Origin of the sequence: Prochlorococcus sp. MIT 1306 (genome assembly GCF_047304515.1) — a bacterium.
GTDB lineage: Bacteria > Cyanobacteriota > Cyanobacteriia > PCC-6307 > Cyanobiaceae > Prochlorococcus > Prochlorococcus marinus_D.
In genome coordinates this window covers 49,758-74,203 of sequence record NZ_CP138959.1, presented here as the reverse complement: position 1 = coordinate 74,203, position 24,446 = coordinate 49,758, and the positions used below count along the sequence as shown (strand labels likewise).

Genomic DNA, 24,446 nt, shown 5'->3' with positions numbered 1-24,446 from the left:
TTGTAAGGAAAGAATGCGGATGGCGAGACTTGAACTCGCAAGGCCGAAGCCACACGCCCCTCAAACGTGCGTGTCTACCAATTCCACCACATCCGCGTGGCCGACTCAACCTCGCGGGCTTCGTCGATCGAGGATCATACCGGCCAATGGTCCAACGTTTTGCAAAGTGGCCTGGCAGGGAGCGCTGATACGATCCGCCCAAAGCCTGATTACTGCGGGATGACCATCGGCAAGGTGCTGATCGCCAACCGCGGCGAAATTGCCCTCAGAATTCTGCGTAGCTGCAGAGAGCTGAATATCCCCACAGTGGCTGTTTACAGCACCGTGGATCGCAATGCGCTGCACGTTCAACTTGCTGATGAAGCCGTCTGCGTTGGCGAGGCCCCTAGCAGCAAGAGCTATCTCAATATCCCCAATATCCTCGCGGCTGCAACCTCCCGCGGGGTCGATGCCATTCATCCGGGCTATGGATTTCTAGCCGAAAACGATCGATTCGCCGAAATCTGTCGTGACCATGGCATCACCTTTGTCGGTCCTTCACCCCATGCAATCCGCTCCATGGGAGACAAGTCGACCGCTAAGGCGACCATGCAACAAGTCGGTGTTCCGACTGTGCCAGGTAGCGAGGGCTTGCTCGCCAGTCCAGAAGAAGCAGCTGAGCTGGCGAAGGGAATGGGCTACCCAGTGATGATCAAAGCCACAGCAGGTGGGGGGGGGCGCGGCATGCGCCTGGTCACCACGCCAGACCAACTGGAAAACCTCTTCAAGGCCGCCCAAGGAGAGGCCGAAGCGGCCTTCGGCAATCCTGGGCTCTACATGGAGAAATTCATTGACCGGCCACGGCACGTCGAAGTGCAGATCCTGTCGGATCGACACGGCAACGTCATCCACCTCGGCGAGCGTGACTGCTCCATTCAGCGACGTCATCAAAAACTGTTGGAAGAATCCCCCAGCCCAGCCCTCACCCCCGAATTACGCCTGCGCATGGGTGAGGCTGCAGTGGCCGCCGCAAGGAGCATCAACTACGAAGGCGCTGGAACCGTGGAATTCCTCCTTGATCGCAAGGGTGACTTTTACTTCATGGAAATGAACACCCGTATTCAGGTTGAGCATCCCGTCACAGAAATGGTGACAGGCATCGATTTGATCGCAGAACAACTGCACATCGCCGGAGGCGATCCCATCAGCATCAAACAAGAGGACATCCAACTAAGAGGCCATGCCATCGAGTGTCGAATCAATGCTGAAGACTCCACCCACAACTTCCGCCCTTCACCAGGGCAAATCACAGGCTGGTTACCACCAGGAGGACCAGGAGTACGCATCGACAGCCACGTCTATACCGGCTACGACATACCGCCTTTCTACGATTCATTGATTGGCAAAGTGATCGCCTGGGGGCATAACCGAGACGCGGCCCTCAAACGAATGAAAAGAGCCCTCAATGAATGTGCTGTCACAGGAATCCCCACCACAGTTGCATTCCATCTCGAACTGCTCAATCGGGAAGAATTTCTTAGAGGAGATGTTCACACCAAATTTGTCGAACAGGACATGCTCGACTGAAATTCCTTCGCTCAATCTCAAGCAATGGCCTGGCTCTTAAGCAGCATCTGAGAGAGCAGTCCTTGCTGGCCAACCAACAACTCCCTCAACAAACTGATCAATCCAGCCCATATCACTGGAGTGACATCAACTCCACCAATGGGAGCCACCACACGGCGGGTCATCGCCAAAAGAGGCTCCGTAGGCCAACTCACCAAAGGCCAAAACCCCTCGCTGAGCTTTACCTGGGGATACCAAGAGAGCACGATCCGAAAAATAAATGTCAGCGTCCAAAACGCAAGCGCAAAGGCCAGAACCAGATGCAGCGTTGGCAGCGCTTGAATCAGAACTGGTGTCACAAAGCTCAAAGCATCAGCAGTTCCATCGTAGAAAGTCACCCCTGATCATTAAGATCATGATGGCCTCGCCCAAGTCAGAACCACTGCTATGACCGCTTCTCTCGCCAATTATCTAAGCAGCCTCGTTTGGGCCGCAGTAATCGTGGTAATACCAGCTGCCGTTGCCCTGGTGTTGATCAGTCAAAACGACCAGATGTATCGCAAGTGATCGGGTTGACCGAAACTTCAAAGCACCCTTGGCGCACTTCGTAGACTGAGCTCAACGAGGTTGGTTTTCAACCTCCTGTTCAGGCGTTTTCAGGGGGCGCAATTGTGGTCAATGCCAGTCTTAACTGGGGCAGCATTGTTGGAATCGTGCTTGCAGTAGGCGGTGCTCTGCTGTATTTCATGCGATCGTTCAAGCCTGCCTTAGCACGCGACTACGACGTCTTTTTCGCAGCTATTGGCCTGCTTTGTGGAGGGGTTTTCTTTTTTCAGGGGTGGCGCCTGGATCCGATCCTGCAGTTCGGCGTGTTCCTACTAGCAGGAACCACAATGTTTTTCGCCTACGAAAGTGTCAGGTTGAGAGGCGTAGCTGTCGAGGGGGCTCGGCGTTCCTCCTATTTCGATGATGAGCCAGTCCCGCCTATCAACCAGGGGAGAGAGGGAGGCCTAAGGGGTGGCTGGGATGAACCCTACGACCGCTTTGAAGAACCCCAACCGGTTCGAAGACGCTTCTCCAGTCGAGACAACGACGATGCTGATCGCCCTCAAGAAGACTTATACCGGCCCCGCAGAACCACAAGAGCTGCAATACCAGAACAAGCAGCAAGCCGTCGCCGCAACAAGGAGGAAGAGTCCTGGGGTGAAGACTCAGAACGCTCTCGACGCATGGCCCGATTCGGCCGCCAGGATGATGAACAGAACAATCGTTCTGACTTTGGAGAACGCCGCAATCTTCGCCAAGATCAACGCCGGGGCAGCCGTCCCTCAGCCAATCAACAAACCAGCAATCGAACCCAATTAAGCAACGAGCCAAGGACTACGAGTAGAGGGGGCTACGCCTCATCAAGAAAACCTGGTGTACCTCAGGGGTCTCAGATTCGTCCCGAGGCTGAAGATGCGGCCTACTCTCCTGCAAAGTCCAGGTCGACAGGATCCAGGCCCACAGCATCAAAACCCTCCCGACCCCAAGGCAATCCCTCAGCCACCAGAACAGAAGCCGCGCCTCCTTCATCATCAGTGCCTGAGCCAGGACGCTCAGCTCCGCGAAGTTCAAGACCTCGCGACAACAGTTCCCGTTTTGACGACTAAAGCCCATTGCCAACAACCTGCAGCAACTGATCCTGCTTTTTGGCTGCCTCGGCCTTGGGAGCTGCATCAATTCGATTGAGAAAGCACCGGGAGGCCTGCTTCAGCGCAGCCAACAAGACCCGGCCCTCAGCGGCAATGGCGAAATGCTGGCAGTGATCGTCGATCAGCGAGGCCGGCCAACCGTTCAGCTCCGCGAGCTTAGAGACGGAAAGATCCTGCCACTACGCCATTTCTCCCGTCACCAACCTCACAGTTCTCCCTCCCTGAGCTGGAATGGACGCTATCTGGCGGTGATCACACAAAAAGGCAATCGACGCCTAACGATCATCGAAGATCGTCTAACCGGAAGAATCCACCCGCTTCCCCTACCGGGGGGGAGAGATCCTGTGAGCCTCAGCCTGTCACCAGATGCACGCCAGTTAGCTCTGCAAGTGGCCGATCAGGGCCATTGGCGCGTAGAGCTCTTCGATCTATCCCAAATCCTTGAGCCTGATCCAATCAAAAGGCTGAAGCGCTCAACTCCAACGAAAGAGGGTAGACCGTGAGATATGGGCTCTTACGAGATCTGCCGAGTTGGCTTGTAACTCTGCTTATTTGCTTTGGGCTGGTTGCTTGCGGAAGAGAAGCATTGAGGCCACTCCAAGGCATCAATCGCTCACTGCTCCAATCCGCTAGCAGTCGTCGCCAACCGGCCCTTGGCAAGCGTTGGTTGGCCACTCTGGCCAACCATCAAGGAAAAGAAAGAATTGAATTGATCGACCTACGTAATCGCAGACCGGTACTACTTCCAGGCCTGAATCGACCTGATGCTCAGCCAATCAGTGTGAGCGTGAGTGCCAATGGCGAACGCCTGGCACTGGTAAGACAGCGTGACGACCAAACGGAACTGTTGCTCTATCACCGCAGTATGGGCACTGTTCATCGGCTTGAGCTCAGCACCAAAGGGATCCCTCGTCATGTGATTTTAGATGGATCTGGTCGACTGCTAGCCGTTCAAGTCAGCCGAGATGGTCGTTGGGATGTGGACCTAATCCGTTTGCCAAGCTGATTAGACAACCCAACCACTCAGGACAGCAAGCCGGCCCAATGCAGGAAGGTGTCGCGACTCACCACTTCGATGAGCAGCACAGCGGCCAATCCAATCATCGCGAAACGTCCGTTGACCCGCTCTGCATAGGCACTCCAACCAAAAGCGGGGGGATCTCCCGTAGTCGCACTATTGACGGGTGGCTGTACCTCTGAACTTTCAGAACCCTGCTCGGATCCCTCGAAGACAGCCTGTTCGCTTGGAAGGTCCTGATCGCCTGGAAGGTTTTGCTTTGTTGAGGTCATCAAACCAGGCCAGGATCTTGAGACAATAGATAGGTGGCGGTCGGGATCAAACGCCATTTGCCATTCCCTAAAAGTTCAAGCACGGAATCGTGGAAGTCGATAAGGGTCGAGCGATGCCCGACGCTGATGACAGCCAAATCACGATCCTCGAGAAGCTTGTAGAGATGCTTCTCGATCTTGACATCCAAAGCACTGGTCGCTTCATCAAGAACAACAAAACGAGGCGCATTCAACAGCAAACGTCCAAAAGCCAAACGCTGCTGCTCTCCCAGCGAAAGGATCCGCGGCCAATCTTGCTTGACATCAAGATCTGGATAGCGCTCAACGATCTGAAGAAGCCTGACCTCCTCCAAAACTGCTTTCAATTGATCGTCGCTAAAACGATCTTCATCAGCTGGATAACAAAGCTGCTCACGAAGTGAGCCCAAAATCATATAAGGCTTCTGAGGGATGAATAACAAGTCCCCCGAGGCAGGTCGTTGAACACTCCCCTGACGCGGATTCCAAAGACCACTAATCATGCGTAGCAAAGAAGTCTTTCCACAGCCTGATGGACCAACCACAAGAAGCTTCTCTGACTCCTCAACATTCAAGCTTAGGTCATTAATAATCTGCTGACCTCCATTAGGAGGATATAAATCGGCGTGCTGAATCAAGATGGAGTTTCCACTAGAGAAAGTCGGCGAATCAACAACAGCAGTCTGCCGACTAATCTTCTCAACCTTCGATTGAAAGCCTTCCAAGCGACTAACACCTGCCGTAAATTGCGCAAGCTCATCAATTCTATTGACAACAAAAAATAACGAGCCCTCAACCATATTAAATGCGAAACCTGCTTGAACAAAACTGCCATAATCAATTTCGCCCGCAAAGTACGGGACAGCCATAATCACATACGGGAAGAAAACCCCAGCATAAGTTGACGAACGCTGCATAGCGCTAATAATCACCTGCCAAACAATCAGCAGGTTAAAGTTTTTCACCACAGACCCAAGCCTTCTTTGCGTCTCTTCCTGCTCAGGCTCTTCCCCTGAATAAAAGGCAATTGACTCTGCATTATTACGGATATGAACCAGTCCATACCTGAAATCAGCTTCAAAGCGCAACTGGTCAAAATTAATTTTGACCAGTTTTCTCCCAGCCACAATCAAAACAGCAGTGGCAAAAGAAGCATATCCAAATAAAGAGAATGTCAGCATTCTGCTAATACTCCAAAGGATAAGTATATTCAGAGAGAATGTAAGAATCGCATCAAATACGCCCAGGGTAAATTGAAGACTCTGTGCCGTAAACGAGCGCGTATCATCTGTAATGCGCTGATCGGGGTTGTCAACGTCCGTAGCCTGCTCGTCATTTGGGTCTAATACGTAATACGCACGATTGCTCATGAAGTCAGAAATCAGGCTACGCGAAAGCCAATCCCTCCAAATGATCCCGAGCTTCAATGTGAAAAAGATCTGCGAAACTCTTATTGGTAGTGCAACAACAAAGCAACAGGCATAAATAATTAAAATCCGGTAAAAACCGCTTTCCTCTCTTTCCACGAGAGCATTGGTGAGATCCCTAGCAATAAATCCAATACCCGCATTAATGCCATTCACAGCCAATAGCATCAGAACAATGACAGCAAGCATCAACCAATGCAACCAGCGTTTGTGACGCAACTGCTGACGCATGCCAAAAAAACTGCCTGCTCCAATCACGAACAAGCCAGAGAATGCCCAGCCCCACCAGCTCGACCAGATCGTCTCGATCGTGCGAGCAACGCCTCCGAAATAGTTCTCCGTTAGAACTGGCTGAAGTCGTTCAAGAACTGCAATCAGCCCCGTAAGGGCAACGAGGACAAGTCCACCAACACAAAAAATCAGCGCAACCAGCAGCCCAATAAATTGCCATCCGTTGGCTTGGTCGAGCGGCAAAAAGAAAGGCTGAGCAAGCCTCTGGAACTTGCCGAGCTGATTAGGGAGGCCCTTCAGAGCCCCCCTCCTGGTAGTGGTTGTCATCGCGTCATTCTTGCCAGTTCAAGCTTCAACCGGGAGGCCAGGCCAGCGGACGACCACCTATCACATGAACATGAAGATGAAAAACGGTTTGTCCTGCCTGAAGACCACTATTGATCACGGTGCGAAAGTCATCAAGGCCCTCCTGCTTGGCAACCCTGGCTGCCACCAGCAGCAAATGCCCCAGCAACTCCGAGTCTGTGGAATCAGCGGCCCGCAGACTTTCCAGCGGTTTACGGGGGATCACCAGCACATGAATCGGGGCCTGAGGCTGAATATCGCGAAAGGCCAAACATCTCTCATCGCTATAAACCTCATCACAAGGAATCTCACCGCGAAGCATCTGGCCAAAAATGGTGTCACCAGCCATTGAGTCACAGTCTGAGGATGGGACGGCTGGGGCATGAAATCCATGCACCGTCTTATTACAAATGCTGGCACGTTGCCTGAGTGGTTCTCTGCATGGCATTGAGGCCCTAGCCGTCACTGTGGAAGTGGATCTAGTGCCTGGGCTGCCAGGGCTGCAACTGGTAGGGCTACCCGACGCCGCCATACAGGAGTCTCGTGAGCGAGTGCGATCAGCACTCCGCAACAGTGGCTTTCGCGGGCCACTCGTGCGAGTCGTGGTGAACCTGGCTCCTGCCGATCTTCGTAAAGAGGGACCTTCTTTTGATCTACCTATCGCCCTGGCCCTATTGGTAGCCAGTGGCCAGCTGGATGGTCCGTTGCTTACCAATCTCTGCTGCGCTGGAGAACTCGGACTCGATGGCAGCTTGCGGCCCTGCAGAGGAATCCTTGCCATCGCCAACCTGGCCGCCGCGCAAAACGTACGAGCGCTAGTGGTGCCATCAGCCAATGCCGCAGAAGCAAGCCTTGTGCCTGGATTAACAGTACGAGCTGCTCATTCCCTCAGCGAGGTTGTGGATCTATTGCACCAACCCCAACCACTAGCACCTAAACACATCTCCAAAGCGGCCGTCACGGCAAAAATCACGCGCAGACCAAACGATCAACTTCATCCACTGCTTGGTTGCGCCTTGGGCCACAAAGCCCTTGCCTTGGCTGCTGCCGGGGGCCATCACCTCCTGATGGTGGGGCCACCTGGCTGTGGAAAAACCCTTTTAGCTCAACATTTAGCCCAACTGCTGCCGCCGCTCACGCGCCAAGAGGCCTTGGAAATCACCAGTATTCACTCTGTGGCAGGAATGCTGAAGAGCACTCCCCAGTTAATGCAACAGCGACCCTTCCGGGCTCCCCATCACAGTTGCACGATTGCTGCCCTCGTTGGAGGCGGTACAAACCCCAGGCCAGGAGAACTGAGCCTCGCCCATGGTGGTGTGTTGTTTCTCGATGAACTAGCTGAATTTCCACGCAAAGTTCTCGACCAACTTCGACAACCACTCGAGGAAGGAGTCATTCGTCTGAGTCGAGCGAGGCAGACATGTGCCTTCCCTTCTCAAATCACCCTTGTAGCAGCAACCAATCCCTGCCCATGCGGGTGGTTTGGAGATGAAGAGCATCCTTGCCGCTGTAGCCAATCTCAACGCCAGCGGTATTGGAGCCGCCTCTCTGGCCCCTTATTGGATCGCCTGGATCTACAACTGCGCCTCAAGCACCTACCCGCAGCTCAGCTGCGCAAATCGGTTACCGGCTTCACTCCCACTGATCTGAATGATCAAGAGTTAATAGGCATCGAGCAGATCTTGCGGGCGCGCGCACGGATGCTTGTTCGCAATCCTGATGGAAAGCTCAATCGTGACCTCTCGGCCCAGGATTTAGGACAAATCGGCCAGCTGGATGAAAAGGCTCTAGAGCTCTGGGAGCAAGTTGTGAATCACCGCAGACTCAGTGCACGCAGCGGTCTAAGGATTCTTAGAGTCGCTAGGTCTCTGGCAGATCTTCATGATCAAGACAAAGTCAATAAAAGTGCGATAGCGGAAACAATGTGTTTCCGTAGTTTTGATTGTGGTGATGCCAAAGAAGATTTCGCCATCATTGCCAAGTAACTCGCTAGCTAATTTCCTTCGCCTTCAGCAATCATCCGTATCAAGCTTATTCCTACAAGGCCAAAATCGAATCAGATAGAGTTGATCATTAATCTTCGCTAAGATCATTCAAGCTGTATTCCAACCCATAGGCAAGCCATTTATTTACACAAGCCATTAACAATATGCACCATAGCGAAGAGACTGTTGAACTAATTTTAGTTACGCCATAACAGCCAATCAGGCTGCGAATAATATCAACAGGCAACCACACTGACCAATCAACTCTAACAAAATTATTCGACTTGGCAAAACTCACGCTAATGGAATGCACTGTGGCTACTATACTTATGATTCTTTTACCTGTAATTCTCTACAGGAGTCTCTTGATAAAGGATATTCTTCAGACCAGCAAAGATAATGGCCTTAGATACTTGCCACTAAAACGGTGCCGACAAGTTAACTTCACCAATTCTCTCCAACAATAGCCTAGTTCATTGAGCAAGCAACAAATTTTTAGCAAGGCAGAGCAACAGGCTGAATCTACTTATCGATCAAGAGATTCAACAGTTGAGGTCTCAGGGGTTATTTCTTCAACCGTTTCCTCCTCAACGACTACTTCCTCAACATCTACCTCCTCCTCTGCAGTTACCTCCTCAACGACTTCCTCAACGACTACTTCCTCAGCCGTGACGTCTTCATCTGAACTTCCAGGCCAAGTTTCGCTGAACACATACAGATGGCCAAGCGTACGTTGCCCATATTGGCGACGCATCAATTGCCAACCAGGCTCGAAGTTCAACTTAAGGAAATCACTACTAGAAACCCCAGCACCTCCAGCCCTGGCCACGATCAGGGCTGGACTAGAGGTATCCCTAGTGGGGATGGCTAGCAAATGCATATCCCCATCAGTCCTCACCACACTCAAGCGATAGTGAGTTCCTAGGTCATCGCCCCCTATCCGCAACGAATACCCATTGCCGTCAATGTATCGATTGCAAATCCCGGTGAAATCAAACCTCGCAAGCAGAGGATCAACAACAGCCGGCAAACTTCCATCGACTGCAAAACAGGCTCGTTTGCTACTGCGTTGTTCGTAGATATTCAACTGCGACCTCTCACCCTTGCCAATCGGGGCCCCCACCAAAATGAATCGGCTCTGCTCAACAGGGGCTGCTGTAAAGAGAGATCCCTGAGCCTGGACAGATGACGACCATCCAGTCAGGCCCGTCGCACCTACCAGGACCAGAGCAACTGCAGAGGGGAAATAACGAGCCATCAAGGCCTGCAAGATTCTGATCGAATCGTAAAAGTCTGCCGAGCAATCGGCTGCCCCCTCAGGCCGGTTTGTTGAGTCGAATCATGACCAACAGTGAATCCACCATGCCTGAAGCTGCAACAAGCAGAAGCTTGCCAGTCGCTAAAGCCACAAGAGATGGATCTCAAGCGCTTCAAAGCAACGCAAAGAAAGAACCACTCAAAGCGCGACGCCAAACACACAAGAAACCGTCAAGGGAAGCATCCTCAAAGGCTTCAGCCAACGCATTCAAACAAGCGGACGAACATCAGCTCGCTTGAAGCCATGCTCCTTTAACTCAAGGCTGAGCTCATTCTCATCGGTGACCCTGTCAACAAAAAGGACACCTTCAAGGTGATCCATCTCGTGCTGGATGCAGCGAGCCATCAGGCCGTCGGCCTTCATTTTGCGTGGTCGTCCCATCTCATCGCGAAAACTGAGCACGATCTCACTAGGCCGCACCACATTGAGATAAACGCCTGGGATGCTCAGGCAGCCTTCCTCATAAGTTTCAACAGTTGCACTGGAGCTAATGATCTCGGGATTGATCAACACCACTGGCGGGGTTGTAGGGGTTTCCAGATCAAGATCAAGGACCAAGAGCTGTTTATGAATTCCCACCTGAGGGGCAGCCAAACCAATCCCCTTAGCTGCGTACATGCTGCGAAGCATGTCCCTCACCAAGTCCCTCACAGATTCATCAACCTTGCCAATCCGACGGGTGGATTGCCGCAAAACCCCATTGCCCAAAGTGTGAATTTGCAGAGGCGGATGATCAAGCGGCTCCTTCGGGACTGCAACAGACCCCTTGTTTTTTTCGGCCGTACGTGCCAGCTGCGCGAAGCTTCGAGCCAAAGAAAAGTCTCAGCATCAGTTGATTGAGTTTAGGCAACTCCACCGCACATCAGACCCCAAACGGCCATGGAAAGCACAAGCCATCACCAGCGAAACCCGAAGCAAACCACTCAACCTCTTTCTGCCAGACGCGCTCTCGGACAAACACCCACCCTCAAAGAACCGCGCCTGATTGATGACTGGGTGCTTTGGCTGGAGCAACGTCCTCAGGAACATGGTCGCACCACTGCCCTTATCCGTCCCTGGGGTCAATCTGACCACCCCCCCCAAGAGCTAACACCTGCCCCAGCCAACCTGCGTAGTCGTATTCACGATTACGGAGGAGGGGTTCTAGCAACAGCCTGCCAAGACAACCAGCTACTGATGGCCTGGATCGATGATGCCGATGGCTGCCTCTGGTTCCAGCGCTGGCAGGGCCTCAACCAGGCTACAAAAGGTAAGAAGGCATTATCTCCGCTCAAGCCGCCGCTTCGCCTCTCAAAACCAAACGATGCCCAACTTGCTGACGGTCTGATTGACCTACCAAGACAGCGCTGGCTCGGAATCATGGAAGCAGACAAGCGGGACTGGCTGGTGACCTTCTCCCTCAACCATGAGAACCAGGCTGCCACGGTGTTGCATCGCCCTGCTGATTTTGCTGGTTACGCGATCCTCAGCCCCAATGGAGATCAACTGGCCTGGGTGGAATGGCAACAACCGGCCATGCCCTGGGAGGCAAGCCAACTCTGGTGGGCCAGCCTCGACCCTGCGGGTTTGATCCAAAGCTCGGCTTGTCTAGCTGGTAGCAAACCACTTGATCACAAACAAACATCCGTTTTCCAGCCCCTTTGGCTACCCAATGGAGAGCTGGTTGTCAGCGAAGACAGCAGCGGCTGGTGGAATCTGATGGTGGCAAAGCTGACGACTGACCCCACTGACCAACCCACTTGGCGACGCCCCTGGCCACTTTCAGCCGAAACCGGCATGCCGCAGTGGGTTTATGGCATGAGCAGCAGCGCATGGGATGGAGAACAAATTCTGACCGCCGTCTGTGACCAAGGTTCTTGGAGGCTGAGCCGCTTGGCCGATGATGGACAGATCAGCACCATCAACCAACCTTTTGATGATCTAAATGGTCTGCAGGCACAGGAAGGTCGAGCCGTAGCCATCGCTAGCAATGCCACCACGAGCCCTGGGCTACTAGAGCTCAATCTCAACTGTGGCAGCTGGAAGCACACCCCAGCCAATGAGCCTTTACTGAATGCTGATGCAATCAGCGTTGCGGAGCCTATCTGGTTTGAAGGCTGCCATGGCCAGGCAACCCATGCCTGGTATTACCCGCCAATCAATGGCAGCAAAGGCCCTGCGCCACTGCTTGTCAAAAGCCATAGCGGCCCTACCAGCATGGCCAACCGCGGTCTAAGCCTCAGCATTCAGTTCTGGACATCCAGAGGCTGGGGAGTGGTGGATGTGAACTATGGCGGCTCCACTGGATTTGGCCGTGCATACCGCGAACGCCTACGGGGAGGCTGGGGTGAGACAGACGTAACGGATTGCGCCGAAGCTGCACTGGCACTAGTGAAATGCAACAAGGCAAACCCAACACAAATCGCCATTGAAGGAGGCAGTGCCGGTGGATTTACCACCCTGGCCTGCCTTTGTTTCACAGATGTCTTTCGCGCTGCTGCCTGCCGTTATGCAGTGAGTGATCTCACCGCCATGGCAGAAGACACCCATCGATTTGAAGCGCGATACCTCGATCACCTAGTAGGCCGTTGGCCCGACCAAAGACAACTTTACGAAAACCGCTCACCTCTCCTGCATGCCAACAAGATCCAATGCCCAGTGATCTTCTTTCAGGGACTTCAAGACAAAGTGGTTCCTCCAGATCAAACAGAACGGATGGCCAATGCCTTAAAAGAAAACGGCATACCAGTTGAACTACACATTTTTGAGCAGGAAGGCCACGGCTTTCGCGACAGTGCTGTCAAGATCAAAGTCTTAGAAGCAACTGAGCAATTCTTCCGCCGCCACCTAAAGCTCTAGCTGTGCTCTCTTAAGAAGCCGATCGTCGCAACCAATTCCTCAGCAAAACGATCCACTTCTTCTGGTGTGTTGGTGAAGCTCAAGCTGGCACGAGCTGATCCAGGGATCCCATAGTGACGATGCAAAGGCTGGGTGCAGTGGTGGCCACTACGAATACAGATCCCTGCTGAATCAAGCAAGGCACCAATATCATTGGGATGCAAGCCATCCACCGTGAAAGCCGCCAGGACCGCCCGATCAGGCTCCTGCTGAGGAGTTGGGCCCAGAATCGTCAACCCATCGATGCCTTGAAGGCGATCAAACAATTGCAGCGTGAGCTGCTGCTCCCAAGCGTGAATACGATCTAAGCCAACCTGGTTCAGGTAGTCGAGAGCAAAGCCCATACCAATAGCTTCCCCAATAGCAGGGGTACCTGCTTCAAACTTGTAAGGCAGATCAGCCCAGCTGCTGTGGTCGAGATAGACATCCTGAATCATTTCGCCACCGCCTAGGAAAGGCGGCATGGCATCAAGCAACTCCTCTCGAGCCCAAAGAAAACCCATCCCGGTAGGACCACACAATTTGTGGGAAGAACCCACGAGAAAGTCACATCCAAGCCGGGACACATCAACAGGCATATGTGGCAAGCTCTGGCAAGCATCCAGCAACACCAGAGCACCGAAGCGATGAGCCTCTGCAGTGACCTCAGAGATAGGGTTAAAACAGCCCAACACATTGCTCAAGTGAGCCAGGCTGACCAAACGAGTGCGCTCTGAGAGCTTTTGCCGAAGATCATTTAAATCAAGCTCCCCGCAATCGGTGAGGTCGACAAAGCGCAGCACGCAACCTGTTCGCTTGGCAAGCATCTGCCAAGGAACAATGTTGCTGTGATGCTCCATCAAGCTGAGCAGCACCTCGTCACCTTCATGGAGGTTGGCATCACCCCAACTGCGAGCCACCAGGTTGATCGCCTCACTTGCATTCCTGGTGAAAACGATTTCCCGCGCGCTTGAGGCAGCGATGAAATCAGCCACCTTCTGACGTGCTCGTTCAAAATCCTCGGTAGCCCGAACACTCAACTGATGGGCACCACGGTGCACATTGGCGTTGTCATGGTCGTAGTAATGCTGTAAGGCATCCAGCACCTGCCGTGGCTTCTGACTTGTCGCCGCATGGTCCATGTAAATCAAGGGCTGACCTAAGCCGGCTGTCTGCGCCAGCAGCGGGAAATCCGCTCGCGTGAGCTCTGCCAGGTTCGTTGAAGCTTCTACAGCAGCCATCGCCAACGGCATGCTCTGCTCTGAACTAACGGGAGAGGTCATGATCGGCTCAAACCCCATCCAACAATCGAGCCAACGGCCGCCAGGCCTGTGCAGTAGATGGGAGCATGCAAATCACCTCATCACAAAACGCGCGCAGTAAAAGCTGTGCGGCTTGACCAGGTGAAATTCCGCGACTTTGAAGATAAAAAAGGGCCTCTGGCTGAAGCCGGCTCACTGTGGCCCCATGGGCGCATTTCACATCGTCAGCAACAATTTCCAACTCAGGTTTGGTGTCAATTCGGGCCCGATCTGAGAGCAACAAGCTACGACTTAGCTGAGCGGCATCGGTACGCTGCGCCTCACGAGGCACCTGCACTACCCCATTAAAAACACTGCGGCCATGACCGGCTGCTACTACCTTGTGAAGTTGATCCAAGGTTCCTTCCGGGCCATTAAAACGCACGCAGGAATGAGTATCAGCAAGCTGATTGGCCTGCACCAGTTGAAGGGCCCGCAATTGACTCTTGGCACCACCATTCAACTGAATCAATTGGGGCTCATGACGAATCACACCCCAACCTTGACAGACACTAACCAGAGAAACATCACTGCTTGGTTCCTGCTCAACAGCAAGATGAGCCAATAATGCAGCTTGAGGATGGCCGAAAGCTAGAAGGCCATGACGCAACTTGGCCTCACTTTGCAAGTGAGCTTCCACCAAAACGCTGGTGAGATTGGCACCTGAACTCAGCTGAACTTGTAGCAACTCAAGCTTGGCCTTTTCCTCAAGAACCAAGAGCACACGCACGGCAAAAACACCCCGATCGGCGCCGGCATCACACACCAATTCAAGAGGGCTATCCACTATCCCGTGAACCCGCAAGCCAATGACTTGTGACGCGATGGCCTGATTAAACGCCACAGGCCATTGGCCTTTGGATGTCGCCAGGTTCAAAGTGTGCCCAAGAGAATGCTTGAGTTCCGCATCGCTAAGCGGCGACAGGCCCTTCGGGAGAGTCACTCCTGCAAAAGGATCCTGCCCAGTCCCTAAGACCAGACGTGTCACCTGATCAGAAACACCAGGAGCCGATGGCTCACCTAGAGAGCAAATCTGTCGAGGCTCAAGCTCAGCGATGGGTGCAAGATCACAAAAACGCCATGCCTCTTGTCGACGATGAGGAGCAGAGAGGGTTTCAAGGTGATTGCGCGACTGAGCCTGGCAGGCAGCCATCGGACCTGATGGGGCGTCAAGACTGTGCAAGAGACGCTCACACCAGTCATCGAGAGCTGAGGAGTTCTTGATGGGGGCTTCCACCATCAGGTCATCTCCAATGCATCCAATTCACGATCAACCCATTCATAACCTCGTTGCTCCAATTCAAGTGCCAGCGCCTTGTCACCGGAGCGCACAATCCTCCCCGCCGCCATCACATGCACGTAGTCGGGTTGAATGAGATCAAGTAGACGCTGGTAATGAGTAATCAACAGGGTGGCATTATCAACATTTGCGAGTTGATTGACACCCCCAGAAACGATCCGCAAAGCATCGATATCCAAACCGGAATCGGTTTCATCGAGAATCGCTACAAGAGGTTCTAATAAAGCCATTTGCAAAATCTCATTGCGCTTCTTCTCTCCACCACTGAAGCCCTCATTCACCGAACGATCCAGAAAAGCTGGGTCCATCTGCACCAAACCGAGACGCTCACGCACAAAGTCTTCGAACGCAAAGGTGTCCAATTCCTCCATGCCTTGTTCTAGGCGACGGGCATTCGTGGATACCCGCAGGAACTCAAGATTACTCACACCAGGAATCTCAACCGGGTACTGAAAGCCGAGAAAGAGCCCAATTCGAGAGCGCTCATCTGGCTCAAGAGGGAGTAAATCCTCACCGCGATAAAGAACACTGCCCTCGGTGACTTTGTAAGCAGGGTGCCCTGCCAAGACCTTAGACAAAGTGCTTTTACCGCTACCATTACGACCCATCAAGGCATGAATCTCGCCTGCACGGATGGTGAGATTTACTCCATTAAGAATAGGCTGATCATCAACGCAGGCACACAAGTCGCGTATCTCTATCAGTACTGGAGCGTCGAGAGAAATCACTATGAGAAACGAAAAGAATTAGGAGGGGTTAAGCCAACGAAGAAATTCATTATCCAACCGAACCCTCCAATTTAAGAGCCAATAGCTTATCAGCCTCAGCAGCAAACTCCATTGGCAACTGACTAAAAACATCTCGACAAAATCCACTAACAATCATCGAAATTGCAGCTTCAAAATCTATGCCCCGGCTCTGAAGATAAAAAAGCTGATCTTCTGAGATTCTGCAGGTACTGGCCTCGTGCTCAATACTGGCATCAGGCTGTTGACTGCGTATATAAGGATAGGTGTTGGCTCCAGCCTGGTCACCAATCAGCATGGAATCACACTGGCTGTAATTCTTGGCATTGACAGCCTTTGGGCCCATCTGCACCAGACCGCGATAGCTGTTCGCCGAATGGCCTGCGCTGATGCCCTTGCTCACAATCGTAGAGCGAGTACGAGGCCCTAGATGGATCATTTTTGTGCCAGTATCTGCCTGCTGACGATGATTTGTGAGAGCAACCGAATAAAATTCACCTACGGAATCAGCACCTTGCAAGATACAACTTGGATACTTCCAAGTAATCGCTGAACCTGTTTCTACTTGTGACCAGCTAATTTTACTGCGCTCGCCACAGCAATGCCCCCGCTTGGTGACAAAGTTGTAAATACCTCCAACGCCATTCTCATCACCGGCATACCAGTTTTGTACCGTGGAATACTTGATCGAAGCATCATCAAGTGCCACCAACTCCACAACAGCAGCATGGAGTGTATTGGTATCAAACATCGGAGCTGTACAACCCTCCAGATAGCTCACAGACGCCCCCTCTTCTGCAACAATCAAAGTCCGCTCAAATTGTCCAATATCGCCAGAATTAATACGAAAATAAGAAGATAATTCCATCGGGCATTCCACACCCCTAGGAATAAAAACAAAAGAGCCATCGCTGAAAACAGCTGAGTTCAACGCTGCAAAATAATTATCATTCGAAGGCACAACTGTGCCTAGGTATCTGCGAACCAATTCTGGATACTCATTCACAGCATCAGTAATCGAACAAAAGACCACTCCATGCTCAGCAAGCTTTTCTTTATAGGTGGTTGCAATCGAAACGCTATCAAATACTGCATCAACAGCCACATTTGACAAGCGTTTTTGTTCACTAAGTGGAATACCAAGCTTATCAAAAGTTTCCAACAAAGTAGGATCGACCTCATCAAGGCTATTTTTTTTCTCCTTCTGTTTAGGTGCCGCGTAGTAAACAATATCTTGATAATCTATCGGTGGATAACCAAGGCCTGCCCAATCAGGCGTTTGCAATTTAAGCCAGTGTCGATAGGCCCTGATCCGAAAATCAAGCAGGAACTGCGGCTCATTTTTCTTCTCCGAAATCAAGCGAACCACATCTTCATCAAGACCCTTAGGGATCTTTTCAGTTTCAATGTCAGTTACGAACCCATACTTATAAGGCTCTGAAACAAGCTGCCCAACGTGGCTTTGGCTGGTCATAATTGATAGCCGATCAGAAGGGAGTGAAGGTTTTGAAACCCTCTAGACAAAGGCCTTTGCTTGTGAAATATGGAAGACCGCATCTGGCATGACATCGAGAAGAAGGATGGGCCGATCAACGTAGGCACGACGACATGAATAAACAAGAAGCCGTTGAAGGCTCTCAGAAGAAACGAAACCTATAGGTTTCGTTTCTTCTGAGAGCCTAAGGCAAAAGGCCTTGAGGTGACTGGCCGCTTGGTGAAGCACTGTTCAAGACTCAACCAGATTGTGTCCATAGGATTGCAGCTTGAACCCTGCGTTGAACCTGATCTAACGCAACCTATGCCGCCACCTTCTGTTTCTGCGTGGCATGGTTATAGGAGCACTGACTATCCATGACCACAGAGGCGCAGGCACCTACCCGCGAAGCAACCCTCACTCTGCTATTGCGGCAGGGTGAGAGTAGTGCGGCAAACCTGGCTGCATCGTTGGGCATCTCAGTCCAAGCAATGCGACGCCATCTACGCAGCCTCGAAGACGATGGTCTGGTCGAGGCCAGCCCAACTCCCACAGGCCCAGGGCGTCCCTCGAACCTCTGGCAATTGACAGAGCAGGGACACCATCACTTCCCTGATGGCAGTGAGAATTTCGCCCTCGGCTTGATGGAGTCCATGAAAGCCGCCCTGTCTCCCGAGACATTTACATCACTACTAAGTCAACAAGCACTCAAAAAAGCCAACCTCTACCGCCATCAGCTCGGCTCAGGGTCAATCCAGGATCGCCTTGAGAAGCTGGTGGAATTACGTCGCCAAGAGGGCTATGCAACGGAATGGCAGCCAGCCCCAGATGGTATTGGCTGGTTCATCAAAGACTTTCACTGTTCCCTGCAAAGAATTGCAGAGGAGTATCCATCGGTTTGCGAGCAGGAATTACTGCTCATGAGACAAACATTCCCCGACTGCTTGATTGATCGAGTGAACTGGCGTCTGGAATACGGCAATTGCTGCGGCTTCCAAATCAAGCCAACTCAAGGTCATGACTGACCAGGAGACGTAATTAGGTGCATCCTCTCAGCCTGGAAGTCCCTTGGGCAGATCCAAGCCAGGCTCAATCAATCCGCGACAGCAAAACCTGCAAGCTGCACCTTTGCCTTCCTGATCGAGGTTTAGACCACTGCCATCGGCAGTGCCTCAGGTCATATCTTCTACCAATCCCGTGGAGGCAGACCAGCGGAGTCCTTGCCCTGGATGCACTCACAACTACCCTATGCATCTCATTAGGGGGCGGGAACGCCCCCTAATGAGATGCATAGCAAAGGTGCATTTCGCAGCATTGAGCTCTGATCCATCCCTGCTCGAGAACAGATCAACAGAAGGTCCCATTCACTGCGAAGAGCAAACCTGAATTTTTTATTTGTAGGTGCGCTCAATTGGGCATCACCTGCAGATCCCAGTGCGGTCAGTAGATGCTGACCACCAGAGTTCTAACCACCCGTAAACGACCAATTGCCCACAGAATGTGATCCCAAACAAAAACGGAGTGTTTTTAGACGTGACCCAAGCCTTATCTTCTATGGCACGTCTCACCATCCGTCAGCTCCGCCAAGTCGCCAGCGATTTGGGTGTAACCCTTTACAGCCGAAAGACCAAGGAACAATTGCTCATCGCTATTACTGTTCGTCAGGAAAAGGAAGAAAGCAGCCGACAGGGGCGAGAAGCTGAACTCAATTCCCCATCCAGACTCAAGTCCGATACTCGAGTGGTTTTCCTACCCCGAGATCCTCAATGGGCTTATGTCTTCTGGGAAATCTCCGAAACTGATCGCAAGCGAGCCCTATCGAAAGGAGCCAACCGGCTCTGCCTACGTTTAACCGACGTAACCGGCATCGATGACGACAAAGCACATCCCCACACACTCCAGGAAGTCTCTGTAGACAGCCACAGCAACGAATGGTACCTACCTGTTCCAATGTCTGATAGGGACTATCGAGTTGAACTCGGCTATCGCGTCGGTACTCTCTGGATGTCCCTGGCCTTTTCCTCTATAGCCAAGGTCCCAACACTTCACCCCAGCGAGCAAATCCTCGATCAGTTTGTTCCCTTCAGCCTTGAGGGCATCACAAGCAGTCCTGCTCCCACCGCTACACAAGCACCACAGCTAGAGGATGATCCCATTGGCGACACGATTGATAGCGGGCTACATGAGCGGCTCTATCAGAGCGCAACACAACACTTCCGCAGCAGCAGGGTCGGGTCGGAAGTCTTCCAAGAACACAACAGCTTGAATAGCGATCAACGTGGCCTGAACGATTCAGGCATCGGCCTTTGGGCCAGTGGTCGTAATGAGTCCGGACTGGGTGGAGTACCACCACGCCCAAAAACCTTCTGGCTTATTGCCGACGCTGAGCTGATGATCTACGGCGCAACAGATCCTTCTGCCCGCCTAACCATCGGTGGCGAAGACATTCCTCTCTCCAATGATGGAACCTTCCGAATCCAAGTTCCCTTCCGCGACGGAGAACAGGTCTATGCGATTGAGGCCACTGCGGCCGACGGTGAGCAGAAACGCAATATCACCTTGAACTTCCAACGGAGAACACCCACCGATAACACAAACCCAGAAGACCAGGCAGTCGCAGAATGGTTTTAAATGAGCTCCCCAGATCATGACGACGTTGCGTAGGTTTGTCGCCATCACTCCACTCGCTGGGGCGATCATCCTCCCTCTCGTTGTACCCCTCAGCATGGCCCGTCTTGGTGTCGGTGCAGGAGTCCTCATGACGCTGATGGTGTCAACTATCTGGTTCGTAACCATGCTGCGCACCGCAGAAATGCCCCACTAACAAACTGGGGCGAAATCAAGGTGGAACCCTATTAGCGGCTGGTTGAGGTCAAAAGGTGTGCAAACAAGCCTGGAAGTGGATGCTCCCCATACTTCTAGGGTGTGCAAGTTGCAGCGAAGTTGGATCTGTAAAGGACAATGCCCCTACGGAACTGCCCTTACCTGAATGGATCCAGGCGGTTTTCAACCATCGCGATGCTGCGCGATACCGCAGTCCTATTAATGATCAATGGCGCAACGGCGACAACCTTGAGAAGTTCATCATCACTGCCATAGAAAAAGCGCAGCAAGAGATTCTTGTGGCCGTGCAAGAACTCAGCTTGCCTGGAATAGCAGACGCACTCGTCGCAGCCAAGCAACGGGGCGTGACCGTGCAAATGGTGATCGAAAACAGCTTTAGCCAGCCCTGGGGTGATCTACATGAAGCAGATCTGTCCCTTCATGAACGCCGTCGAGTGGCCAATCTAAAGATGTTGGCAGATCGTAATCACGACGGGGAGCTAAGCCCCACAGAACGCTATCGCGGCGATGCGATGCAAATCCTCAGGCGTCATCAAATCCCTTGGATTGATGACAGCGAAGACGGCAGCAAAGGCAGCGGGCTTATGCATCACAAATTCTTGGTTATCGATAATCAAATAGTGATTACTGGAAGTGCAAACTTCAGCAATTCAGGCATACATGGAGATCCCGCAGCGATACAAACGCGCGGCAATGTCAACCACTTGCTGAGCTTTAACAGTACAGAACTAGCTGAACTATTCAAAAAGGAGTTCCTTTTGATGTGGGGCGATGGTCCGGGGGGTTCAAAAGACAGCCTGTTTGGGTTAGCTAAAAACGCGCCTGGCATTCAAACTGCAAAGGTTGGTGACACCCGAATTGAAGTGCTCTTCGCTCCACACGCGAAACGAAAAAAGATGAACGGCCTGAAATTCATTGCCAAGCAAATAGAAACATCAAAACAAAACATCGATATGGCCTTATTCATCTTTTCTGCACAAGGTTTAGTTAACAAGCTACGGGAGCAGGTGCAAAACGGTGTGAAGGTACGATTAATCGCTGACCCTGGCTTTGCCAGCCGTTCCTATTCAGAAGTACTGGACTTATTAGCTGTTGCCCTTCCAGATCACCATTGCAAAATAGAAGCAGGTAATAACCCATTTGATTCACCTCTTCAGGGTGTAGGTACGCCACGTCTCGCTCGAGGTGACAAGCTGCATCACAAGTTCGCGGTGATCGACAACAAAAAAGTAATCACAGGCTCATTCAATTGGAGTCCTGCTGCAGCTCACACCAACGATGAAACGCTGCTTGTGATTCATTCACCCCAACTTGCCAAACACTTCACCCTTGAGATGAATCGTCTCTGGCGTGGTGCTGAACTTGGGATCACTGCTCGGATAGAGCGCAAGCTGGAACAGCAGCGAATCAAGTGCGGGAGTGGGGTGGAGAGAAGGTGAAACCGGCTGGATCCATGGCATAAAGTCATGAGAGATCATTGCAAAAACCAAGTGGCTGGTTTTGGCGAACAAAAAGAAAAGAAGGAAAACCAACGCTTAAATAAAAGCGAGTCAAGAGGAGAAGCGCTTCACAAAGAAGCAGTAAATTTCCACATGCAAGGAGATATCAAAAATGCCGAAATTCTTTACCGGCAAGCAATCAAAATCGGATTCTTACATGAAGCTATATTTTCAAACTTAGGGGTCATTTGTAAAAACAGTGATAGACAAGAAGAAGCAATTACCCTATATGAAAAAGCAATAGAAATAAGACCTGATCACCCAGATGCCTATAGCAATCTGGGGAATTTGCACAAAGAGCTCGGAAACCTTGATCAAGCTCTCACCTCAACCCTCAAATCTCTAGAGCTCAAGCCCGACAACCCCGATGCACTCATCAACCTGGGCGGCATCTACAAAGAACTCGGAACCCTTGATCAAGCTCTCACCTCAACCCTCAAATCTCTAGAGCTCAAGCCTGATAACCCCACGGCACTCATCAACCTGGGCGGCATCTACCAAGATCTCGGCAACCTTGATCAAGCTCTTGCCTCCACCCTCAAATCTCTAGAGCTCAAACCAGACAACCCCACTGCCCACATGAACTTGGGCGGCATCTACCAAGAGCTCAACAAGCTTAATCAAGCTCTTGCCTCCACCCTCAAATCTCTAGAGCTAAAACCCAATAACCCCGATGCACTCATGAACCTGGGCAGCCTATACAAAGATCTCGGCAAACCTGAGCAAGCTCTTACCTCCACCCTTAAATCCCTAGAGCTCAAACCCAATAACCACACTGCCTACATCAACCTAGGAGTTATCTACCAAGATCTCGGCAACCTCGATCAAGCACTTGCTTCCACCCTCAAATCTCTAGAGCTCAAGCCCGGCAACCCCGATGCACACATCAACCTGGGCGGCATCTACAAAGATCTCGGCAACTTTGATCAAGCTCTTTATTTTTTAAGGGAAGCAGAAAAAAACGACGAGGTGAAAGCGAAAGCTTCAATACTTTTAGCCCAAACTTATTACTCTATAGGGCTATATAGAGAAGGCGTAAAAGCCTTAAGTGAAACCCAGAGCAAAGCAGGAAAAGGCCTTCTTCTTGCACTTTACCTGTGCCTCGAAAAGAAAGTTGAATTCAATTTATGCGCAAAAGAATTAATAGCCAAAAATTGGTACACCCAAACAAGCATCGCAGCGATAGACCATGCCAATATTTTATACAATCAAACCCTAGACAATGGGCTTAAAGGAAGCACCTTCGATTCTATAGTGAACCAGAGAATCAATAAGCATGAATTCTCGGATACACTCCTCGAGGGAATAATCATGCATCTTTCAGCCAAGATAATTCAACCACAGCACCAAGGGCTTCTAGTCAACGGGTCGCAAACATCTGGGAATATACTTGATATACCAAAGAAGCCTTTCATAGAATTAAAAAAACTCTTAATAAAAAAAATTGATGACTACAATCAATCATGCAGCATAAACACTGACAAAGATTTTAAGGCTAATTGGGGAAAAAATATGTACATCTTGAGAGGATGGGCGATCGTAATGGGAAAAGGCGGAAACCTTAAGTCTCATAATCATGAGCTTGGGTGGCTTACCGGAACCTTTTATTTGCAAATGCCAGAAAGAGAAGCCAACTCAAAAGAAGGGGCAATTGAATTCAGCCATCAAGGCCCAAAATACCCTCAAGGAAATTCGTCATTCGATACAAGAGTAATCCGACCTGAAGTCCGAGACTTAAACATCTTCTCCTCCTCTCTTTTTCACAGGACCCTGCCCTTTCAATCCAAAACGCAAAGAATCTGTATTGCATTTGACCTCCAGAAAAATGAAAAGCTTTGGGTTGACTTTAATTAGCATCCGTCAACACATTCAAGAGCTATTTTGATGCTCAAATATGTTACTTCAAAAAATGCGACATCTAACACAACAACCTCTGGGTAATCAAGTAAATTTTCTCTACTAACTCTTTTTTGCTCCCACCGCGCATTAGGTATTTCCCTGCAGGAAAGGCCCAAAAGTACCCTCATCCTAATTTGGTGTAGGGCAATACCAAACGCGAGATGATTCAACAATTCAGGCATGTATGGAGATCCCGCAGCGATACAAACGCGCGGCAATGTCAACCACTTGCTGAGCTTTAACAGTAGAGACCTAGCTGAACTATTCAAAAAGGAGTTCCTTTTGATGCGGGGCGATGGTCAGGGAGATGCAAAAGACAGCCTGTTTGGTTTAGCTAAAAACGTTCCTGGCATTCAAACTGCAAAGGTTGGTAGCACCCGAATTGAAGTGCTCTTCGGTCCACACGCGAAACGACAAAAGATGAACGGCCTGCAATTCATTGCCAAGCAAATAGAGGCATCAAAACAAAACATAGCCTTGTTTATCTTTTCTTCACAAGGCTTAGTTGACAAGCTACGCGAGCAGGTGCAAAGCGGTGTGAAGATACGATTAATTGCCGACGCTGGATTTGCCAGCCGTTCCTATTCAGAAGTTCTGGACTTATTAGCTGTTGAACTTCCAGATCATCATTGAAAGCTTGAAGTAGGCAATAAATCATTCGCAGCCCCTTTAGA

At 51.2% G+C, this 24,446-nt stretch carries 22 protein-coding genes, 1 tRNA gene and 1 pseudogene; 13 read left to right on the top strand and 11 right to left on the bottom strand.

Annotated elements, in window-relative coordinates; genetic code table 11:
* Positions 1 to 14: 14 nt before the first annotated feature.
* A tRNA-Leu gene (locus SIB74_RS00350) sits at positions 15 to 96 on the bottom strand.
* Positions 97 to 219: 123 nt separating this feature from the next.
* Between SIB74_RS00350 and accC the strand changes: the two genes are divergently transcribed.
* Entirely contained in the window at positions 220 to 1,566 is a 1,347-nt protein-coding gene (gene accC, locus SIB74_RS00345) for an acetyl-CoA carboxylase biotin carboxylase subunit (protein ID WP_011825000.1), read from the top strand.
* A 17-nt stretch (positions 1,567 to 1,583) separates the two neighbouring features.
* Here the strand turns inward: accC and SIB74_RS00340 are convergent, their stop codons facing one another.
* Positions 1,584 to 1,904, bottom strand: coding sequence for a YggT family protein (locus SIB74_RS00340; protein ID WP_011130956.1), 321 nt, complete (start codon positions 1,902 to 1,904; stop codon positions 1,584 to 1,586).
* A gap of 88 nt (positions 1,905 to 1,992) precedes the next feature.
* Between SIB74_RS00340 and psbX the strand changes: the two genes are divergently transcribed.
* The 4 genes from psbX (at position 1,993) to SIB74_RS00320 (ending at position 4,245) form a co-directional block, all read left to right on the top strand.
* Entirely contained in the window at positions 1,993 to 2,112 is a 120-nt protein-coding gene (gene psbX / locus SIB74_RS00335; RefSeq protein ID WP_011130957.1) for a photosystem II reaction center X protein, read from the top strand.
* A 104-nt stretch (positions 2,113 to 2,216) separates the two neighbouring features.
* On the top strand, positions 2,217 to 3,197 hold the full coding sequence (locus tag SIB74_RS00330; protein WP_063395252.1) for a Ycf66 family protein: 981 nt from the start codon (positions 2,217 to 2,219) through the stop codon (positions 3,195 to 3,197).
* A 29-nt stretch (positions 3,198 to 3,226) separates the two neighbouring features.
* The gene (locus SIB74_RS00325; protein ID WP_156486054.1) at positions 3,227 to 3,742 is read left to right on the top strand and encodes a hypothetical protein; all 516 of its coding nucleotides are present in this window, start codon (positions 3,227 to 3,229) and stop codon (positions 3,740 to 3,742) included.
* Positions 3,739 to 4,245, top strand: a complete 507-nt coding sequence (locus SIB74_RS00320) for a hypothetical protein (protein ID WP_063395254.1) — start codon at positions 3,739 to 3,741, stop codon at positions 4,243 to 4,245. The genes SIB74_RS00325 and SIB74_RS00320 overlap by 4 nt, the downstream gene beginning before the upstream one ends.
* 17 nt (positions 4,246 to 4,262) lie before the next feature.
* Here the strand turns inward: SIB74_RS00320 and SIB74_RS00315 are convergent.
* From SIB74_RS00315 to SIB74_RS00305, 3 genes and pseudogenes are all read right to left on the bottom strand, one after another.
* Positions 4,263 to 4,424, bottom strand: a pseudogene (locus SIB74_RS00315) (chlorophyll a/b-binding protein); the annotation flags it as partial.
* A 104-nt stretch (positions 4,425 to 4,528) separates the two neighbouring features.
* Positions 4,529 to 6,532, bottom strand: coding sequence for an ABC transporter ATP-binding protein/permease (locus tag SIB74_RS00310; protein WP_063395255.1), 2,004 nt, complete (start codon positions 6,530 to 6,532; stop codon positions 4,529 to 4,531).
* Between the two features lie 25 nt (positions 6,533 to 6,557).
* Positions 6,558 to 6,899 (bottom strand): histidine triad nucleotide-binding protein, encoded by a 342-nt coding sequence (locus SIB74_RS00305; protein ID WP_063395256.1) that lies wholly within the window; start codon positions 6,897 to 6,899, stop codon positions 6,558 to 6,560.
* A 61-nt stretch (positions 6,900 to 6,960) separates the two neighbouring features.
* On the opposite strand from SIB74_RS00305, the gene SIB74_RS00300 reads away from it, so the two are divergent.
* Positions 6,961 to 8,535 carry a YifB family Mg chelatase-like AAA ATPase gene (locus SIB74_RS00300; protein WP_063395257.1) on the top strand — a complete coding sequence of 525 codons (1,575 nt, stop codon included), beginning with the start codon at positions 6,961 to 6,963 and terminating at the stop codon, positions 8,533 to 8,535.
* Between the two features lie 526 nt (positions 8,536 to 9,061).
* Here SIB74_RS00300 and SIB74_RS00295 read toward each other — a convergent pair.
* Positions 9,062 to 9,805 (bottom strand): DUF3747 domain-containing protein, encoded by a 744-nt coding sequence (locus SIB74_RS00295; protein ID WP_413681758.1) that lies wholly within the window; start codon positions 9,803 to 9,805, stop codon positions 9,062 to 9,064.
* A 255-nt stretch (positions 9,806 to 10,060) separates the two neighbouring features.
* Positions 10,061 to 10,666, bottom strand: a complete 606-nt coding sequence (gene def / locus SIB74_RS00290) for a peptide deformylase (protein WP_063395258.1) — start codon at positions 10,664 to 10,666, stop codon at positions 10,061 to 10,063.
* Between the two features lie 66 nt (positions 10,667 to 10,732).
* On the opposite strand from def, the gene SIB74_RS00285 reads away from it, so the two are divergent.
* Positions 10,733 to 12,691: an alpha/beta hydrolase family protein gene (locus SIB74_RS00285; protein ID WP_063395259.1), complete on the top strand. Its 1,959-nt coding sequence runs from the start codon at positions 10,733 to 10,735 to the stop codon at positions 12,689 to 12,691.
* Here SIB74_RS00285 and SIB74_RS00280 read toward each other — a convergent pair.
* From SIB74_RS00280 to sufB, 4 genes are read right to left on the bottom strand one after another with little or no spacing between them, the layout of a single operon-like run.
* Entirely contained in the window at positions 12,688 to 13,992 is a 1,305-nt protein-coding gene (locus SIB74_RS00280; RefSeq protein ID WP_063395308.1) for a SufS family cysteine desulfurase, read from the bottom strand. The two genes, SIB74_RS00285 and SIB74_RS00280, sit on opposite strands and share 4 nt — an antisense overlap.
* Positions 13,993 to 13,999: 7 nt before the next feature.
* A complete protein-coding gene (locus tag SIB74_RS00275) occupies positions 14,000 to 15,250 on the bottom strand; it encodes a SufB/SufD family protein (protein WP_063395260.1) in 1,251 nt (416 codons plus the stop codon).
* Entirely contained in the window at positions 15,250 to 16,038 is a 789-nt protein-coding gene (sufC, locus tag SIB74_RS00270) for a Fe-S cluster assembly ATPase SufC (RefSeq protein ID WP_011824983.1), read from the bottom strand. Before sufC ends, SIB74_RS00275 begins: the two co-directional genes overlap by 1 nt.
* Before the next feature lie 49 nt (positions 16,039 to 16,087).
* Entirely contained in the window at positions 16,088 to 17,530 is a 1,443-nt protein-coding gene (gene sufB / locus SIB74_RS00265; protein WP_063395261.1) for a Fe-S cluster assembly protein SufB, read from the bottom strand.
* Between the two features lie 377 nt (positions 17,531 to 17,907).
* Here sufB and sufR point away from each other — a divergent pair, with 377 nt between their 5' ends.
* From sufR to SIB74_RS00235, 6 genes are all read left to right on the top strand, one after another.
* Positions 17,908 to 18,555, top strand: a complete 648-nt coding sequence (gene sufR, locus SIB74_RS00260) for an iron-sulfur cluster biosynthesis transcriptional regulator SufR (RefSeq protein WP_063395263.1) — start codon at positions 17,908 to 17,910, stop codon at positions 18,553 to 18,555.
* A gap of 508 nt (positions 18,556 to 19,063) precedes the next feature.
* Positions 19,064 to 20,161, top strand: coding sequence for a DUF4912 domain-containing protein (locus SIB74_RS00255; RefSeq protein ID WP_063395264.1), 1,098 nt, complete (start codon positions 19,064 to 19,066; stop codon positions 20,159 to 20,161).
* Between the two features lie 16 nt (positions 20,162 to 20,177).
* Entirely contained in the window at positions 20,178 to 20,354 is a 177-nt protein-coding gene (locus SIB74_RS00250) for a hypothetical protein (RefSeq protein WP_197463256.1), read from the top strand.
* 79 nt (positions 20,355 to 20,433) lie between these two features.
* Complete coding sequence (locus SIB74_RS00245) at positions 20,434 to 21,813, top strand: phospholipase D-like domain-containing protein (protein WP_063395265.1); 1,380 nt, start codon at positions 20,434 to 20,436, stop codon at positions 21,811 to 21,813.
* 51 nt (positions 21,814 to 21,864) lie between these two features.
* Complete coding sequence (locus SIB74_RS00240; protein WP_197463257.1) at positions 21,865 to 23,727, top strand: tetratricopeptide repeat protein; 1,863 nt, start codon at positions 21,865 to 21,867, stop codon at positions 23,725 to 23,727.
* Positions 23,728 to 23,952: 225 nt separating this feature from the next.
* The gene (locus SIB74_RS00235; protein ID WP_063395268.1) at positions 23,953 to 24,405 is read left to right on the top strand and encodes a hypothetical protein; all 453 of its coding nucleotides are present in this window, start codon (positions 23,953 to 23,955) and stop codon (positions 24,403 to 24,405) included.
* Positions 24,406 to 24,446: the final 41 nt, after the last annotated feature.